The 16,320-nt window shown below is 46.5% G+C and carries 16 protein-coding genes; 8 read left to right on the top strand and 8 right to left on the bottom strand.

All coding sequences use genetic code 11. From position 1 onward, the window contains the following. Window position 1: 1 nt before the first annotated feature. The 7 genes from ACYIA1_RS08245 to ACYIA1_RS08215 all read right to left on the bottom strand — a co-directional run bounded on the left by ACYIA1_RS08245 (window position 2) and on the right by ACYIA1_RS08215 (window position 6,716). A complete protein-coding gene (locus ACYIA1_RS08245; RefSeq protein ID WP_044545423.1) occupies window positions 2-640 on the bottom strand; it encodes an MBL fold metallo-hydrolase in 639 nt (212 codons plus the stop codon). After that, entirely contained in the window at window positions 637-1,329 is a 693-nt protein-coding gene (gene rsmG / locus ACYIA1_RS08240) for a 16S rRNA (guanine(527)-N(7))-methyltransferase RsmG (protein WP_347511298.1), read from the bottom strand. The genes ACYIA1_RS08245 and rsmG overlap by 4 nt, the downstream gene beginning before the upstream one ends. A gap of 13 nt (window positions 1,330-1,342) precedes the next feature. Beyond that, window positions 1,343-2,194: a DUF3298 and DUF4163 domain-containing protein gene (locus tag ACYIA1_RS08235; protein ID WP_005855566.1), complete on the bottom strand. Its 852-nt coding sequence runs from the start codon at window positions 2,192-2,194 to the stop codon at window positions 1,343-1,345. A gap of 201 nt (window positions 2,195-2,395) precedes the next feature. Then, window positions 2,396-2,830 carry a hypothetical protein gene (locus ACYIA1_RS08230; RefSeq protein ID WP_048927749.1) on the bottom strand — a complete coding sequence of 145 codons (435 nt, stop codon included), beginning with the start codon at window positions 2,828-2,830 and terminating at the stop codon, window positions 2,396-2,398. 919 nt (window positions 2,831-3,749) lie between these two features. Then, window positions 3,750-5,519 carry a C13 family peptidase gene (locus ACYIA1_RS08225; protein WP_048927750.1) on the bottom strand — a complete coding sequence of 590 codons (1,770 nt, stop codon included), beginning with the start codon at window positions 5,517-5,519 and terminating at the stop codon, window positions 3,750-3,752. 11 nt (window positions 5,520-5,530) lie between these two features. Further along, window positions 5,531-5,983, bottom strand: coding sequence for a hypothetical protein (locus tag ACYIA1_RS08220; protein ID WP_005865306.1), 453 nt, complete (start codon window positions 5,981-5,983; stop codon window positions 5,531-5,533). 448 nt (window positions 5,984-6,431) lie between these two features. Continuing rightward, window positions 6,432-6,716, bottom strand: coding sequence for a hypothetical protein (locus ACYIA1_RS08215; RefSeq protein WP_227793693.1), 285 nt, complete (start codon window positions 6,714-6,716; stop codon window positions 6,432-6,434). Window positions 6,717-7,111: 395 nt separating this feature from the next. On the opposite strand from ACYIA1_RS08215, the gene ACYIA1_RS08210 reads away from it, so the two are divergent. The 8 genes from ACYIA1_RS08210 to rseP all read left to right on the top strand — a co-directional run bounded on the left by ACYIA1_RS08210 (window position 7,112) and on the right by rseP (window position 15,429). Next, the gene (locus ACYIA1_RS08210) at window positions 7,112-8,926 is read left to right on the top strand and encodes a glycoside hydrolase family 2 protein (RefSeq protein ID WP_005855578.1); all 1,815 of its coding nucleotides are present in this window, start codon (window positions 7,112-7,114) and stop codon (window positions 8,924-8,926) included. 95 nt (window positions 8,927-9,021) lie between these two features. Then, window positions 9,022-9,519 (top strand): N-acetyltransferase family protein, encoded by a 498-nt coding sequence (locus ACYIA1_RS08205; RefSeq protein WP_480334972.1) that lies wholly within the window; start codon window positions 9,022-9,024, stop codon window positions 9,517-9,519. A gap of 66 nt (window positions 9,520-9,585) precedes the next feature. Next, entirely contained in the window at window positions 9,586-10,191 is a 606-nt protein-coding gene (locus ACYIA1_RS08200) for a DUF4290 domain-containing protein (RefSeq protein ID WP_005855584.1), read from the top strand. Further along, the gene (murA, locus tag ACYIA1_RS08195; protein WP_005855586.1) at window positions 10,188-11,492 is read left to right on the top strand and encodes a UDP-N-acetylglucosamine 1-carboxyvinyltransferase; all 1,305 of its coding nucleotides are present in this window, start codon (window positions 10,188-10,190) and stop codon (window positions 11,490-11,492) included. The genes ACYIA1_RS08200 and murA overlap by 4 nt, the downstream gene beginning before the upstream one ends. A 12-nt stretch (window positions 11,493-11,504) precedes the next feature. Further along, window positions 11,505-12,038, top strand: coding sequence for a ribosome maturation factor RimM (rimM, locus tag ACYIA1_RS08190; protein WP_005865312.1), 534 nt, complete (start codon window positions 11,505-11,507; stop codon window positions 12,036-12,038). A 10-nt stretch (window positions 12,039-12,048) separates the two neighbouring features. Further along, window positions 12,049-12,912: a M23 family metallopeptidase gene (locus ACYIA1_RS08185; RefSeq protein ID WP_048927751.1), complete on the top strand. Its 864-nt coding sequence runs from the start codon at window positions 12,049-12,051 to the stop codon at window positions 12,910-12,912. Window positions 12,913-12,918: 6 nt separating this feature from the next. Beyond that, window positions 12,919-14,070 carry a 1-deoxy-D-xylulose-5-phosphate reductoisomerase gene (locus tag ACYIA1_RS08180; RefSeq protein ID WP_022193136.1) on the top strand — a complete coding sequence of 384 codons (1,152 nt, stop codon included), beginning with the start codon at window positions 12,919-12,921 and terminating at the stop codon, window positions 14,068-14,070. Between the two features lie 30 nt (window positions 14,071-14,100). After that, a complete protein-coding gene (gene rseP, locus ACYIA1_RS08175; protein WP_005865319.1) occupies window positions 14,101-15,429 on the top strand; it encodes an RIP metalloprotease RseP in 1,329 nt (442 codons plus the stop codon). A 91-nt stretch (window positions 15,430-15,520) separates the two neighbouring features. On the opposite strand, the gene ACYIA1_RS08170 is transcribed toward rseP, so the two are convergent. Continuing rightward, window positions 15,521-16,264, bottom strand: coding sequence for a tetratricopeptide repeat protein (locus ACYIA1_RS08170; protein WP_005855602.1), 744 nt, complete (start codon window positions 16,262-16,264; stop codon window positions 15,521-15,523). Window positions 16,265-16,320: the final 56 nt, after the last annotated feature.

Here is a 16,320-nt window from a genome sequence, read left to right as displayed (position 1 = left end):
TTTATAAATAAGGATTATTTAATTTCTCATCAATGATTCGTGTCTCGGGGCCATGGCCGGGGTATACCACGGTCTCGTCCGGCAACGACAGTAATTTGTCCTTGATAGCGGCAAGCAGTACATCTTGGTTGCCTCCCCATAGATCAGTACGGCCGATGCTTCCGGCGAACAAGGAGTCTCCTACGATCACGAAACCGTTCTTCTTGTTATAGAAAGCCAAGCCTCCGGGCGAATGGCCGGGAACGCTCAATACCGCCAGCTCGGATTTCCCGAACTTTATGATTTCCCCGTTTACCAGATATTTCCCTACCGGGATGCTTTTCGCCTTCATCGGCAGGCCGAATGCCTTGGCTTGCTCCTCGGGAGAGGGAAGGCCCTCCACGTCCGCTTTATGGGCTTCCGGGCTCAATCCGTAGGTGTCATGGATGAATTCGTTACCGAATATGTGATCCAGATGGAGGTGCGTACAAAGGTAACGTTTCAGCGTCAGCCCGTTCTGGGCGATAAAGTCGCTTACTTCTTTTTGTTCCTCTTTGCGCAGGCAGCCGCAATCGATAAGGACCGCCTCCTTGGTATCATCGTATAGCAAGTAAGTATTCTCGGAGAAATAGTTTACTTCGAAAGATTTTATCGTAATCATAAGGGTACGTACACTACTTTTTTAGTTTCAAAAAACTCTTCTTTAAAATGGTCTTTCAGATCCATGCTTATCGCTTGGTTCCGGAAAGGCAATATCTCGTGCGCCAGCTCTCCACCTTTCAGGCAAATCAATCCGTTGGGCAACGCGTTGATCTGTTCTTTCTTTATATTCTTGCGGACGAGCTTTACCAGATCCGCCAGAGGCATCACGGCACGGCTTACCACGAAATCGAAAAGCTGCTTTTCCTCCTCGCCCCGGCAATGGCGGAAGGATACGTTCTCCAGCCCGATCGCCTCGGCCACGGCTTGTCCCACCTTGATTTTTTTCCCGATGCTGTCTACCAGATGGAAATGGGTCTCCGGGAATAAGATCGCCAAGGGGATGCCGGGAAAACCGCCTCCCGTACCCAGATCCATCACCGAGGAATCCGGCTTGAAACGCAGCATATGGGTGATACCCAGCGAGTGAAGCACGTGATGCGGATATAGGTTCTCGATATCCTTCCGTGAGATCACGTTGATCTTGGCGTTCCAATCCGTATATAGGTCATATAGGGCGGCGTATTGCTCTTTTTGCCGGTCGGTGAGATCGGGGAAATAAGATGTGAGAATTGAGAATTGAGAATTGAGAATTGAAAATTTCTCTGTATTTTGTTCCATAGGACATCTGTTTATAGGTTTATCTATCATTAATTTTCAATTCTCAATTTTCAATTAACTGACTTATCGGGCTGTCATCCCGCAGCAAATAGCGGATTTCCTTGTAAGGGAGATGGACGTTCGTGACGCCTACCACGTATGCCGCTATCTCATATTCGTTGAAAGAATAGGTGATACCCGTCTCGTCCACGAGGAAGTTCCCGTTCGGGAAGATCTCGTCCACGCTAAAGAAACCGATATTTTCCAGTTCCTTGGCGTCGGATACGTTGTTTTGCTTGGCGATCTGATCTACCAATATTCGCGCCAGATTGTCTTGATAGTTGTCCACGAATATCTCCTCCTCGGTGATCGGCTTACCGGTCTTGAGGTTCACTACATGGTTATTGTAGGAATGCGCGCCATGCGCTCCGCCCGTATAGTTCTCGAAGCTTACCGTATAGCTGATGATATCGTCTTGGTTGAAGGCGATATCATCCGACGACATCTCATAGTAAGAGAACCAAGAGCCCACCGGTGTCTCGTCGGATTTCGCCACCTCAGCCTTGTAATCCTCTTCCAGATCCTTATAAGCGGCCAGATAGTCGTCGGTATATTTCCGTACCGCCTCCTCGGGGGATAATTGCTCATAATTCTCGCCGAAATAAGAGGAGACGAACTGTCTCTGTAGATTCTTAAGAACCTCTTTATCCGAATATTTCCGGGGATAAACGAACTTGATCTCTAGATTGCAATTGGGATTATCCGGATTATCTAACAAATGGTAAGTCTTTTCCACGCTGATAGAATCAAACGTGATACTGTTTTCGGAAGCCTTCTTCGTTCCGGTATCGCAACCCGTGGCTAAGATACCTATCAAAAGAAGCGCCAGCATGCTTTCGCGTAAATGCGTTCTCATCGGACTACAGATTTAATTTATTTGTACGCGAATGTACGTTATTAAATTGTATAATCAAATTGCACGATGAAGTTTAATAAGAGGACAATCTTTCCTCGGTGGTTTTCGGGTTGAGTTGTCTATTTGTCCGATACTTTCCGGGTGTTCTCTTGCGTGAGAAGAATAGTTCCCATTTTATATCACCTAGGGGCATACCTAGCCTTATGAGAATATAAATGTTATTTTCAAGCTTTCATCTGGATGAAAGCAAACTGTATAGGTTATCATATTTAGAAAATAAGAGCTTTCTGCCACTATAGACATCACATCCATAGGCTTTAGATCAAAAACAGTCTTTCCTAAATAATCTGTATATAAAACAGAATCTGGCTTAATGACTGTATTATGCCTTTTATACTTTAATATTCCATTTCCTTCATAAGATGCAAGGCCACCAAACGCTGTCGTTATATTAATGTTATAATACAAATACACTTTTGCGCCTGCATCAGGTTTTCTTGAGCTTGTACTTTCTTGGTCATAATAAACCTCTATTTCGGCTTGAGGATCTTCTGGTTTTTCCCCTTCATCGATAATGTCATTTTCACTACAACCAATAAAAATGACCATGAAAAATATGAATAAAGAAGTTCTCATGTTTCTGAATCAGTTTTAATTAGTTAACAACTAAAATAGGATTGCCCTAAATGTACAATTAGTTTTTATCATACCATTATAGTTTGAAGGAAATTATGGGTAATGATGATAAAATTTAACTATAGCCTATTGGCACAAGTCTACCATCAATAGGATGTGAACGCATTAAAAAGGTTAAACAATAGTGAGCTACCTATATTCTCACGAACGAGATAGCTCTTTTCTTTATTTAACTAAATAATCAAACTTTTCCTCCGAAAAGCCATGTTGTTAAATTCGATTAATTATAGGCCAAATGTATAATTATTGGAAAAATAGAGTTTTTATGGGCAGACACAAAAAAAAGCGTGAAGCTGCCGTTATATTGTTATGTGTCTTTTAGGTATCCCCATACCCTTTCAGCCATAACAAACGACAGCTCACGCCTATATTATATTTGAGATAATACAACAGCGTGAGCATGAAGTTTGTTATTCTGGCTGAGTTAAATGGGGAATTTTAAAAGACACAGAATAACACTCGATGCTCTAATACATAATATGTCGCCATGCTTTTCAGCTAACGCTATAGCCACATGACGATGCAAATATAACTATATATTTTGTAAATCAATGTTTTTATTGGCGAATTATTAACAGATATGCAAGTGCATACTACTCGTTCTTATGCTTTCTCTTTAGCTATCAGCCCATCGAAATACCTCCGCAGCAACCATGCCATGGCCTGCTGTCGCACCATCGTCAGCCGATAGTCCTCGCTGATGGGCAGGTGACCCGGTGGTCTCCAATGGGCGAAGAGGCTCATGGCGTGGCGTTTCTCCTCGGGGGTATCGTGTATCAATCCCCGCTCTTGCAAGGACTGATTGAAATGGGGCGGGTAAAGAGAATTTCTTACCCGGCTCGGATAGTCTTCTTATTTCTCAATGATTAACGATGAATTGCTCTTTTTGCAAGATCGAATTCGAATTATGAATCGTAACAAAGTACATTCCATTCGCCAGAGAAGATATATCTATGGAATTGTATCTATTTAGTAATCCAGACTTACATTTTGTTCCATTAATAGAGTATATTTCATAAGAGTCTTGCGACTTACTTAATAGATTGTTAGTTTCTTGATTCTCTAAATTGATATTTAGTATAGATGAATTGTCATTCATGATGCTATAGGTGTTTTTTAGATATAGGCGGAATGTCTGCGTTAAAGTGGAGCCATCAGCTTTAGCTGTAATGACAATAGGCGATGTGCTACTTGAATTTGCTAACACAGAGGCTGTTGTAGATGATGAAGAATAAAAATTACCGGGATTTCCACTGCTGCAATTCCATTTGTACACTATATTCGTTGGGAATTTGATTGATATATTTACAGGTGAATTTAAGGGAATAGTCCAGTTGATAGTTTCCATACCGGAATAATTAAATGTCTCTCCACGTTCTACTGCAATCGTTCCGCTCGTAGTTCTTGCTCTCATCCCATTTAGGGCTAAAAAATGAGAGAGTAAATCCGAAGAATAGTGTTGTGGATCTTCATTTTTCTTATCATGAGTCCTTGCGTAATCATATGCTTCATGAGCTGTTGTAAAAGCGTCTTGGTTAACATCTCCTACCATATATCCAGAAGAAGCTTTCTTCGTGACAGCCTCCGTCCAATAGTAAACGAATTCATCGTAACGGCCGTCACTCATGGAAGAAGATGGCTGATCTTTAGTGGAAGCCGTTGATATGGAAACCTTTGGATTATTTTTAAAATAAGAGATAAAACCGCCACTGAAACATTGTCCCATTACGATATTGATCGCTTTGGCATTAATGGCATTCACCCAAGGAGCGAAAGTTGATGCATACAAATTCTCATCGTTCCATAATGTTAAACTAGAGTTCCCGGAAGAGTCATAATTTCCGTGATCTATTGTGAAAATAAAAAGATAGTCGTTGGAGGTAAGCCTCGACGCAAGATTGCTAAAAGTAGTCTTGATATTATTGCTTGTCGCCGCAAATTGTATATCGTTTGTTCCATTTCCGTCTAAATCTAACGGCGAAGAATCGCCAGTGCTTCTATCGATGTTGCTGCTCGTTCCATCTGACATTATAACGGTAATATGGGCAGAGTCATAATTATACGTATAAAGCAATGTCTGATAAATAGAAGAGCAATCGTTCCAATATCTCGGGTAATTGACAGAGGGATTTCCTCCTCCACTAATTATTACTGCATATTTGTTGCTATCATATGTTGCCTTTGTTTGAAGGAGCTGAGGCCTTGCCATAGGCTTGACAAAAACAGACTCATCAAATGTAACTACGCTAGACTTTATTTTATCCATATCAGCCAATGATGGTTTAGTAGGGTAGAAATTACTCTCTATTATATCTACTTCACCATTGTTACTTCCGATAAACATATAGTTACAAGAGTGTCCCCAATTGGATAAAGGATACTTATTTATGAAAAACATCCAAGAGCCATAATCCGGGGATTCTATACTTTTATCACCAATCTCAATGACTGTGTTGGCTGGTAATATCTGCTTGGATACAAATATTTCAGTGGAATCTAATGTAGTCGAATCAATGCCACTAATAACTATATTATAAGCTTCGAGTTTAGTTATGGATTTATTTGCGCTGTTTATGGCTCCTATAGATAGTAGAAGCACATAAATGATGATAAAATACATTTTTTTCATAATGTCGTAATTTAATTTAGATTAATTGTTTGTGTTAGATCTCTTGTGAAATCAAATTTAAAAGAGGCATATTCACTATTCTCTTGCATGATCACACAATCATAAGACTGCCCTTCTTGAAGGTTGCTGATTTCATATGTTAATTGTCTTCCACAAAGACAATTAGCATCATCGCCAATTGGCGTGAATTTAATTATGATTACTTTTTCATTATAACTGATACTCGACTCTATTTTTTCCAGAGCGCAATTCAGTTGGACATGGTACATGTCCACTCTTAGAGTGTTTGTGTTAACTGCACTGATTTCTACATAAGCGGTCTCTTCTTGCGCCTTGGTCAAGTTTTTCCCCGTGGCGCATTCCGAGTAGGAACCATTTTTTAGGTACACGCTGTTTTCCTTATCGTTACAACTTATAAGGATCATAGCGATTATTGCCATGAATTGCAAAATAATGATTTTCATAAATAGAATGTTAATTTAATATCTTTATTATTAGAAATAGAAAACCATACGCTTTACTAAAAAGTAGAAGTTGGTTTGGCTAGTTTAGATTCAGTCTTACATTTTATAGAAACATGAAGGCTGTTAGAGCATGACTTGTAATTTTATTTTATCTTTTTTCCAAAGATATGATTTAATTATTATTTATTGGCTTGAAAAAGTATTATATTTATGATTTTGCATTAAATTAACAATGTGTATGTTTTATTTCTTAATCTCCAAAGGAGATGGTTCGTTTTGCTTTCTCTTCTGTTATCGGCCCATCGAAATACCTCCGCAGCAACCACGCCATCGCCTGCTGTCGCACCATCGTCAGCCGATAGTCCTCGCTGATGGGCAGGTGACCCGGTGGTCGCCAATAGGCGAAGAGGCTCATGGCGTGGCGTTTCTCCTCGGGGGGGGTCGTTGATCAATCTCCGCTCTTGCAGGGATTGGTAGACATGGGCGGGGTAGAGACGTTCCAGTGGGTAACCGGCCTTGTATTGCTGGAATACCTTGCGGAGGAAGGCAAGCTCACGCTCTTTCTTGTAGGCCGTGATATAATAGCCATTGGCATAGATGTCACAAAGCAGGGCAATATATAATGAAAAGCGTCAGATCCGTATTTGCGCTTTATTTGACGGATTTTACGGTTGCTTAGTAAATCCGTGTCGAGCGGGAAATAATCCGGCTCCTTTTTAATAGGTCGTGCCATTACTCCTTCTTTTCCGGGTATCCTTGAATCAGAAGAATTTTACAATAAGCAGAAAATGAGGTTTTGTTTGCAAGGGGTTGAAAATCAGAGTCGTAAAAAACATCGTAATGTTTGCGTTAAAACACGTACATGTTTTTCCGAAAAGTCGTACATGTTTTTGGATATTCACGTACGTGTTTTTCCGGAAATGATATTGATGTAAAATAGGAACATTAAAAAATACAATAACCTTACCTAGTGAGATTCTGTCACAAGAGATATTCCGGGTATTTTATGGTTAGATCGATTTGGGTACGGTTCTCCTATTGGTATCCGAGGACGATGTGGATTTTGGATATTTTCTATTATCTTTGTCTGCTGAAAGTGTATTATCAATTCAAAATGTAAATAATATCATGAGAAAATTATTGTTAGCCTTTTGTGCGTTCGCAACGATTTGTAGCGCCGGGGCGCAGTGGAAGCCCGCCGGAGACAAGATCAAGACGGACTGGGCTGAGAAAGTAGATCCCCGGAATGTATTGCCAGAATATCCACGCCCCGGGATGGAACGTGCGGATTGGCAGAATTTGAACGGCGAGTGGGAATACGCTATCCTTCCAAAAGGACAGGCAGAGCCGACGAGTTTCGATGGGAATATCTTGGTGCCGTTCGCCGTGGAATCCTCCTTGTCCGGCGTGCAAAAAGAAGTGGGGGAGAAGAATGAGTTGTGGTATAAACGAACCTTTACGGTGCCCTCCTCATGGAAAGGAAAAGATATCTTGTTGAACTTCGGCGCCGTGGATTGGAAAGCGGACGTGTTCGTGAATGATATCTTGATCGGTTCCCACACGGGAGGCTTTACCCCGTTTTCCTTGAATATCACTCCCTATCTGAATGGCAAAAGTACGCATAAGCTGGTGGTGCGTGTATGGGACCCGAGCGATAAAGGCTACCAACCCCGTGGAAAGCAAGTGGCCAACCCGGAGGGAATCTGGTATACGCCGGTCACCGGAATCTGGCAGACCGTATGGCTGGAGCCGGTCGCTTCCTCGCATATCACCTCTATCAAGGCGATCCCGAATATCGATAATGGCGTGATGAGCGTGACGGTCGGGGCTTGTTCCGACTCCCCGGTGTCGGACATCGTGGAGGTCAGCTTGCTCGATAAGGGGCAGGTGGTTGCTACCGCCAAGGGCGTACAAGGGACAGAATTACGCTTGGCCGTGCAAAATCCTACGTTGTGGGAACCTTCCAATCCTTATTTATATGATATGAAGGTGAGCTTGTCGAAGAATGGCAAGAAGGTGGACGAGGTGAAATCGTACACCGCCTTCCGTAAGATATCCGCCGAGCGTGACGCCAACGGCATCATGCGTATGCGCTTGAACAACAAGAACCTGTTCCAATACGGCCCGCTGGATCAAGGCTGGTGGCCCGACGGGCTTTACACGGCTCCCACGGACGAGGCGTTGCTGTATGATATCGTGAAGACGAAAGCGTGGGGCTTCAACATGATCCGCAAGCACGTGAAGGTAGAGCCGGCCCGCTGGTACTATCATTGCGATAAGGAAGGTATGCTGGTTTGGCAGGATATGCCTAGCGGCGACATGGGTAACCAATGGGCGCCTCATACGTATAACGGTGGAACCGACAAGGAGCGTACCGAGGAGTCTATCCGTAATTATTACAAGGAGTGGAAGGAGATCATGGACCTGTGCGTCTCGAATCCTAGCGTAGTAGTATGGGTGCCCTTCAACGAGGCTTGGGGCCAGTTCGATACCGAGAAGGCTGCCGAGTGGACAAAAACATACGATCCTTCCCGTCTGGTGAATCCGGCCAGTGGCGGTAATTTCCGTGCGTGCGGCGATATCTTGGATTTGCATAATTACCCGGGCCCGGCGATGTACCTGTTCGATCCGGTGCGTGTGAACGTATTGGGCGAGTATGGTGGTATCGGCTTGGCCGTGGAGAACCATTTGTGGTGGAACAAACGCAACTGGGGCTATGTACAGTTTAAGAATAGCGATGAGGTGACCGCCGAGTACGTGAAGTACGCCCGTGAGCTGAAGAAAATGGTTCCGAAGGGCTTCTCCGCCGCTGTCTACACGCAAACCACGGACGTAGAAGGTGAGGTGAACGGCCTTATGACCTACGATCGCAAGGTGATCAAGATCAATGAGGCCGAGGTGCGCAAGGCGAACCAAGAGGTGATCAAGGCCTTGTCTGAGTAGAAGGCTTAGAAAAAATAGTTATTTGACTCGATGATAGATCCGGTCCGGGCAAAGAGAGATTCTTTCCCGGATCGGATTGTTTTAGCGAAATGAATATGATTCGGAATGTGAGTTTGCGAGACGCCAAGGCGATCGTGGATATATACAATGAATATGTCGTGAATAGCGTGGCTACGTTCGAGACGAAACCTTTGCGGGTGGAGGAGATGGATGGTCGCATAGCCGGGATCTCGGCGAGTTATCCTTATCTGGTATACGTAGATCATGATGAGGTCGTGGGATATTGCTATGCCCATGCGTGGAAAGAAAAGGCAGCTTATAAATATACGCTTGAGACCACCGTTTATTTATCCCCGAGATACAAGGGCAAGGGGATCGGCCGGCAGCTTATGGAAAGGCTGATCGAGGAATGTCGGGCAGGCGGCTACCACGCCTTGATTGCCTGCATTACCGAGGGGAATGAGGCTAGCTGCTCGCTGCATGAGAAGCTGGGGTTCAGAAAAGTATCCCACTTCGAGAAAGTAGGGCTGAAATTCGGGCGGTGGCTGGACGTGGTAGATTATGAATTGATAATTAAGCCTAACGAGAGGTAACTTTCGAATCTCAATTTTCAATTCTCAATTAATATACCTATCTTCGCGATAAACAAAATGTAAAGAATGAAATACAATACAGAAGGAAAAAGATTGACTTTGCCCGAATACGGACGCAATATCCAAAATATGGTGGACTATTGCGTGACTATCCAAGACAGGGAAGAGCGTAAGCGTTGCGCCAACACGATTATCAACATTATGGGAAACATGTTCCCGCACTTGCGTGACGTAAATGACTTTAAGCATATCCTCTGGGATCATCTGGCGATCATGGCCGATTTTAAGCTCGATATAGACTATCCGTACGAGATCATCAAGAAGGAGAACCTGTATAGCCGTCCGCCTCGTATCCCGTACAACAATAACCGTATACGCTACCGCCATTACGGAAAGACCTTGGAGCTGATGATCCGCAAGGCCACGGAGCTGCAACCCGGTATGGAGAAAGACCAGCTCGTGCGGCTGCTGGCAAACCAGATGAAGAAATCGTTCCTTACTTGGAACAAGGAAAGCGTGGACGACCGTAAGATCTTCAAGGATCTGGACGAGCTGTCTAGCGGCAAGATCGTATTGAGCGAGGAGGAACACAAATTGGCCGAGAGCCGTGATATCTTGGCCCGTAATAACAGTGGCGGCAACAAAAGGAACTTTACGCGTAAAGGCAGATGAGCTCGTTCGTTATAGAAGGTGGTTATCGCTTGTCCGGCGAGATCGTTCCGCAAGGCGCCAAGAATGAGGCGTTGGAGGTGATCTGCGCGACATTGCTAACACCGGAGAAGGTGACCATACACAATGTGCCTGATATCTTGGACGTGAATAACTTAATCCAGCTCCTTAGGGATATGAGGGTCAAGGTGGAGCATCCGTCCGCCGATACCTATACCTTTCAGGCGGACGACGTGGACATGGAGTATTTGAGTACCGAGGAGTTCCTGCGCAAGAGTGGTAGCCTGCGGGGTTCCGTGATGATCGTAGGCCCGTTGGTAGCCCGCTTCGGCAGGGCGCTGATCCCGAAACCGGGTGGCGACAAGATCGGGCGACGCCGGCTGGATACGCACTTCGTGGGAATCCAGAAGCTGGGCGCTTGCTTTAGCTACGACGCCGGGCGGCAAGTATACGAGATAGAGGCACGCCAGTTGAAAGGCGCTTATATGCTGCTCGACGAGGCTTCCGTGACCGGAACGGCGAATATCTTGATGGCTGCCGTGCTGGCCGAGGGGGTGACGACGATCTATAACGCCGCCTGCGAGCCTTACCTGCAACAACTTTCCACGATGCTGAACCGCATGGGAGCGAGAATCTCAGGTGTCGGTTCTAACCTATTGACGATAGAAGGTGTACGGTCGCTTTCCGGCACGGAGCATACCATCCTCCCCGATATGATCGAGGTGGGTAGCTTTATCGGTATGGCCGCTATGACCGGATCGGAGATCACCATCAAGAATACAGGATATGATAAGCTGGGGATCATCCCGGACGCTTTTCGCCGCTTGGGTATTACCGTGGAGCAGCGAGGCGATGATATTTATATCCCCCGGCATGATTCCTACGAGATCGATACGTTTATCGATGGGTCTATCATGACCATCGCCGACGCTCCTTGGCCGGGGCTTACGCCGGACTTGCTGAGCGTATTTCTCGTCGTGGCTACGCAATCTGTGGGGAGCGTGCTGATCCACCAGAAAATGTTTGAGAGCCGTTTGTTCTTTGTGGACAAGCTAATCGATATGGGAGCCCAGATCATCCTTTGCGACCCGCACCGGGCTACGGTGATCGGGCTGGGCAACCGCTTCAAGTTACGGGGCTCTACGATGGTATCCCCGGATATTCGCGCGGGTATCGCCTTGCTGATCGCCGCTATGAGCGCCGAGGGTACCAGCACGATCCATAATATAGACCAGATCGACCGGGGATATCAAGGGATCGATAAGCGATTGAACCAGATCGGGGCACGTATCACGAGGATTTAAAGATTTTAGGCGATGATTAGAGAAGAAGAGGTTTTCAAGATCGGGCAGTTTGCCAAGCCCCATGGCATCAAGGGGGAGTTGTCGTTGGTGACGAACAGCGATGTGCTGGAAGATGCCGAGGACCCGTACATTGTTTGCGAGATGGATGGTATCTTGGTACCGTTCTTCGTGGAGGATTTCCGCTATAAGACCGATACGGTGGTCTTGGTGAAACTGGAGGACGTGAATTCCGAGGAGGATGCCCGCATGTTTGTGGGCAAGGAGGTGTTCTATCCTTTGGACGCCGTGGACGAGGAGGATCTCGTGGGGGATATGACGTGGGACAGTTTTATCGGTTATACCGTGACGGACGTGCAGAAAGGTTATTTAGGAGAGATAACAGACGTGGATGAGACGACAATCAACGTCCTTCTGCGTGTCGATCATAAAGGCGAGGAGCTGTTGATCCCCGCCGTGGAGGAGTTGATCACTGAGGCCGACCATGAGGCCCGTAGTCTCACGGTGTCTTTGCCGGAGGGACTTATAGAATTGATAATTGATAATTGAAGATTAGGGGTTGAAAAAGAAGAATACGAAATCGTTTTGGCACCGGATCCGGTTTAAATATAAACTTTCCTTTATCAATGAGGGGACGTTGGAGGAGGTGTGGTCTTTCCGGCTTTCGCAGTTATCGGCGTTTGTCACTTTGGCGGTGTTCGCCTTTTTCTTGATCGCCGTTACCGCCTTTATCATCATCAAGACACCGATTCGCAACTACTTGCCGGGCTATCTCGACGTGGAGGTTCGCAAGGAGATTATGCAGAATGCCTTGCGGGCGGATTCGTTGGAGCGTATGATGGAGATCCAGTCCCTTTATCTGGATAACGTGGCCGGAATCCTTTCCGGTACGATGCCCTTGGACTCGATCCGTCAGATAGATTCTTTGGCTAGCAACGATATTAACTATGAGATTCCTCGTAGCAAGGAAGAGACTCGCTTCGTGAAAGATTACGAGGAAGAGGAGAAATATAATTTATCGGTATTGACCGACCCGGGCAAGGTACCGACCGAGGGGGTCTTTTTCTATAAGCCCGTGAATGGCGTGGTCACCTCTCATTATGAGACGGATGTCCATCATTATGGCGTGGATCTGGCCGCGGCCCCGAAGGAGAGTGTCTTGGCTACGTTGGATGGTACGGTGATCTATACCGGTTTCGATCCGAACCACGGAAACGTAATTCAAATACAACATAAGAACGGATTCATCTCGGTTTATAAGCACAACGAATTGTTGCTGAAAGAGGTGGGAGACCATGTGGTAGCCGGTGAGGCGATCGCTCTGGTCGGGAATACGGGAGAGTTGTCTACCGGACCGCACCTGCATTTCGAGTTGTGGTATAAAGGCAATCCGGTGAATCCGGAAGAATATATAGCTTTTTGATAATCCATGAAAAAAAGACAGTTAGCGATATTAGGCTCGACCGGTTCCATCGGAACCCAAGCCTTGGAGGTAGTGAGCGAGCATTCCGATCTTTTCGAGGTGTATGCCTTGACCGCGAATAACCAAGTGGACTTATTGATCAATCAGGCCCGGAAATATATGCCGGAGGTGGTGGTGATCGCCAATGAGCGGAAATATCCCGAGCTGAAAGAGGCCTTGGAAGACCTGCCGATCAAGGTATGGGCGGGTGCCGACGCTATCGCCCAGATGGTGCAGTCGGAGCCGATCGATATGGTGCTGACGGCGATGGTGGGCTATTCCGGCTTGCGACCGACGATCTCGGCGATCAAGGCGGGAAAGGCGATCGCCTTGGCGAATAAGGAGACATTGGTCGTGGCCGGCGAGCTGATCATGAAGCTGGCCGCCGAGCATAAGGTGCCTATCTTGCCGGTGGACTCGGAACATTCGGCCATTTTTCAATGTTTAACAGGTGCGTACGATAATCCGATCGAGAAGATCTTGCTGACGGCTTCCGGTGGTCCGTTCCGGCGGAAGACGCTGGAGGAGCTGGCTACCGTGACGAAGGCGCAGGCCTTGAGGCATCCGAACTGGACGATGGGGGCGAAGATCACGATAGACTCGGCCTCGATGATGAACAAGGGCTTCGAGATGATCGAGGCGAAATGGTTGTTCGATGTCACGCCGGATCAGGTACAGGTGGTGGTGCACCCGCAGTCGGTGATCCACTCGATGGTGCAGTTTGAGGATGGCGCTGTGATCGCCCAGCTGGGAATTCCCGACATGAAATTGCCGATCGCCTACGCTTTCTCGTTCCCGACACGTATGAGGAGCATGGCGCCCCGTCTGGATTTCAACCAATATTCGACCTTGACGTTCGAGGAGCCGGATATGGAACGTTTCCGCAACTTGGCTTTCGCTTTCGAGGCGGCCCGCCAAGGAGGGAATATGCCCTGTATCTTGAATGCCGCCAATGAGGTGGTGGTGGCCGCCTTCCTGCAAGATCGTATCGGCTTCTTGCAAATGAGCGACGTGATCGAGCAGACCATGCGGAAAGCCTCGTTTATCGTCAATCCCTCGTATGAGGATTACGTGGCTACCGACACCGAGGCTAGGCGGTTGGCGGCCGAGTTATTTTGAAATAATTTAAAACAGAACAAACAATAGTAGATGGAAACTTTTTTGATTAAGGCGTTACAGCTTATCTTGAGCTTATCGATACTGGTGATTGTCCACGAGTTCGGGCATTTTATCTTTGCTCGGATTTTCAAGGTGCGGGTAGAGAAGTTCTACCTCTTCTTCGATCCGTGGTTCTCGCTATTCAAGTACAAGCCGAAAAACAGTGACACGGAATACGGCGTAGGCTGGCTTCCGTTGGGAGGATATTGTAAGATCTCCGGTATGATCGACGAGAGTATGGACAAGGAGGCGATGGCCCAGCCGCCCAAGCCTTACGAGTTCCGCTCCAAGCCGGCCGGACAGCGTTTGATGATTATGGTAGCGGGCGTGGTGTTCAACTTCTTGCTGGCTTTGTTTATTTATTCCATGATCTTGTTTACGTGGGGCGATACGTACTTGCCTTTGAAGAACATGAAGATGGGTATGAATTATAGCGAGACGTTCCAGAACGTCGGTTTTCAGGACGGTGATATCTTGCTGAGAGCGGACAATGAGGAGTTGGAGCGTTTCGGTAGCGACAGTTTCCGCAAGGTGGTGGAGGCAAAGACCGTGACGGTGCTCCGTGACGGGCGGGAGACCGTGATCTCCATACCGGAGGATATGATGCAACGTTGCATGCGTGACGGAAAAGGCTTCGCCGATCCTTTGCGTATCCCGATGGTTGTTCGTGAGCTTCCCGACAAGAATGCCCCGGCGGCTCTCGCTGGCATGCTGCCGAAGGATAGCGTGGTGGCTATTAACGGTGTGGCTACCCCGACGTTTTATGATGCCTCCGGGTTATTGTTAGAGAATAAGGGCGAAGAGGTGACAGTAGATTTCTACCGGAACGGCCAGTTGGAGTCGTTGACCATGAGGACGGACTCGGCCGGGAAAATTGGCGTAGCGGTGATGTTGCCTACGGATCTCTATCAGACCGTGACCCGCGAATACGGCTTTTTCGAGTCGTTCCCCGCCGGTATTAAATTAGGTATTAATACCTTGAAGGGATATGTGAACGACATGAAATATGTGTTTACGAAGGAAGGTGCCTCCAGTTTGGGCGGTTTCGGTACGATCGGCGGATTGTTCCCGTCTGTCTGGGATTGGCGGATTTTCTGGGAACGTACGGCTTTTCTATCTATCATCTTGGCGTTCATGAATATCTTGCCGATTCCGGCCTTGGATGGCGGACACGTGATGTTCTTGATCTATGAGGTAGTGGCCCGTCGCAAACCGAGCGATAAATTCCTAGAGTATGCCCAAATGGCAGGTATGTTTATCCTGTTCGCTTTATTGATCTATGCGAATGGAAATGACATCTTCCGCTTCTTCTTCAAGTAACGTACGTCTCTACAACTAGATACAAAAAACCTCCCGGATCACTTTTCTATGTGATCCGGGAGGTTTTTTTGTATGAATAAAGTCCTCTTTCTTATTTCAGGATGTCGTTGATAGAAGCGAGGATCTTCTTGGAGTTCTCGTCTTTCGGGTCGAGTTCGACAGCCTTTGTCAAATATTCTTTCGCTTGCTTGAAGTCTTTGTCGGCTTTCGCTTTCTCGGCGTTGTATTTATCCGGCTCGGAAGTAGCGATCGGGGTAGCGGCCTGTAATATCTTCGCTCCGTTGCCATACAGCATGGCGCCAAGGCTGTAGTAAGCGTTGCTCTGGTAATCCTTGTTCGATACGGCTAGGACCTCTTTGTACATTTTCTCGGCACCGGCCAGATCTCCCTTCTTTTGGGCGGCTTGTCCTTGTTTGATGCAGTAACCGTAAAGCAACTTTTCCAGATTGGTCTTATTCTTGTTTCCATCGGGAATCACTTTTAATCCCTCTTTTACGGTAGTCAGGAATTCTTCTGTCTTGTTTAAGTTACGGTAAGCCATGGCCTCGCCTACATAAGAGTCGTCTACGTTGTAGTTCATCTTAACGGCCATGTCGAAATACTTGGCGGCCTCGGCGTAGTTCTTCGCTTGATTAGCGGCGTATCCGCAATTGAAGATACGGGCGGTGTCTTGGTAATTGTTTTGTTTCAAGTATTCGCCGTATTTTGTTACGACGGTAGCGTAATCTTTTGCTTTCAAAGCAGCGTCACCTTCATCTCTTAATTTGTCAGCGTCTTGTGCGAATAGGTTTCCCACACATAGGCATAAAGCCACTAATAAAACAATTTTCTTCATGGTAATTATTAAATTTAATTGATTTTGTGCTCTAAGTTAAGGTGTGCGGGAAAAGA

The organism is Parabacteroides sp. KHUB-02 (assembly GCF_056640955.1).
This window is presented reverse-complemented; position numbering and strand designations above follow the sequence as displayed.

Bases quoted from the DNA above. Each gene is read 5' to 3' on its own strand.
- ACYIA1_RS08245 (WP_044545423.1), bottom strand. From the start codon at position 640: ATGATTACGATAAAATCTTTCGAAGTAAACTATTTCTCCGAGAATACT.
- rsmG (WP_347511298.1), bottom strand. From the start codon at position 1,329: ATGATAGATAAACCTATAAACAGATGTCCTATGGAACAAAATACAGAG.
- ACYIA1_RS08235 (WP_005855566.1), bottom strand. From the start codon at position 2,194: ATGAGAACGCATTTACGCGAAAGCATGCTGGCGCTTCTTTTGATAGGT.
- ACYIA1_RS08230 (WP_048927749.1), bottom strand. From the start codon at position 2,830: ATGAGAACTTCTTTATTCATATTTTTCATGGTCATTTTTATTGGTTGT.
- ACYIA1_RS08225 (WP_048927750.1), bottom strand. From the start codon at position 5,519: ATGAAAAAAATGTATTTTATCATCATTTATGTGCTTCTACTATCTATA.
- ACYIA1_RS08220 (WP_005865306.1), bottom strand. From the start codon at position 5,983: ATGAAAATCATTATTTTGCAATTCATGGCAATAATCGCTATGATCCTT.
- ACYIA1_RS08215 (WP_227793693.1), bottom strand. From the start codon at position 6,716: ATGGCACGACCTATTAAAAAGGAGCCGGATTATTTCCCGCTCGACACG.
- ACYIA1_RS08210 (WP_005855578.1), top strand. From the start codon at position 7,112: ATGAGAAAATTATTGTTAGCCTTTTGTGCGTTCGCAACGATTTGTAGC.
- ACYIA1_RS08205 (WP_480334972.1), top strand. From the start codon at position 9,022: ATGATTCGGAATGTGAGTTTGCGAGACGCCAAGGCGATCGTGGATATA.
- ACYIA1_RS08200 (WP_005855584.1), top strand. From the start codon at position 9,586: ATGAAATACAATACAGAAGGAAAAAGATTGACTTTGCCCGAATACGGA.
- murA (WP_005855586.1), top strand. From the start codon at position 10,188: ATGAGCTCGTTCGTTATAGAAGGTGGTTATCGCTTGTCCGGCGAGATC.
- rimM (WP_005865312.1), top strand. From the start codon at position 11,505: ATGATTAGAGAAGAAGAGGTTTTCAAGATCGGGCAGTTTGCCAAGCCC.
- ACYIA1_RS08180 (WP_022193136.1), top strand. From the start codon at position 12,919: ATGAAAAAAAGACAGTTAGCGATATTAGGCTCGACCGGTTCCATCGGA.
- rseP (WP_005865319.1), top strand. From the start codon at position 14,101: ATGGAAACTTTTTTGATTAAGGCGTTACAGCTTATCTTGAGCTTATCG.
- ACYIA1_RS08170 (WP_005855602.1), bottom strand. From the start codon at position 16,264: ATGAAGAAAATTGTTTTATTAGTGGCTTTATGCCTATGTGTGGGAAAC.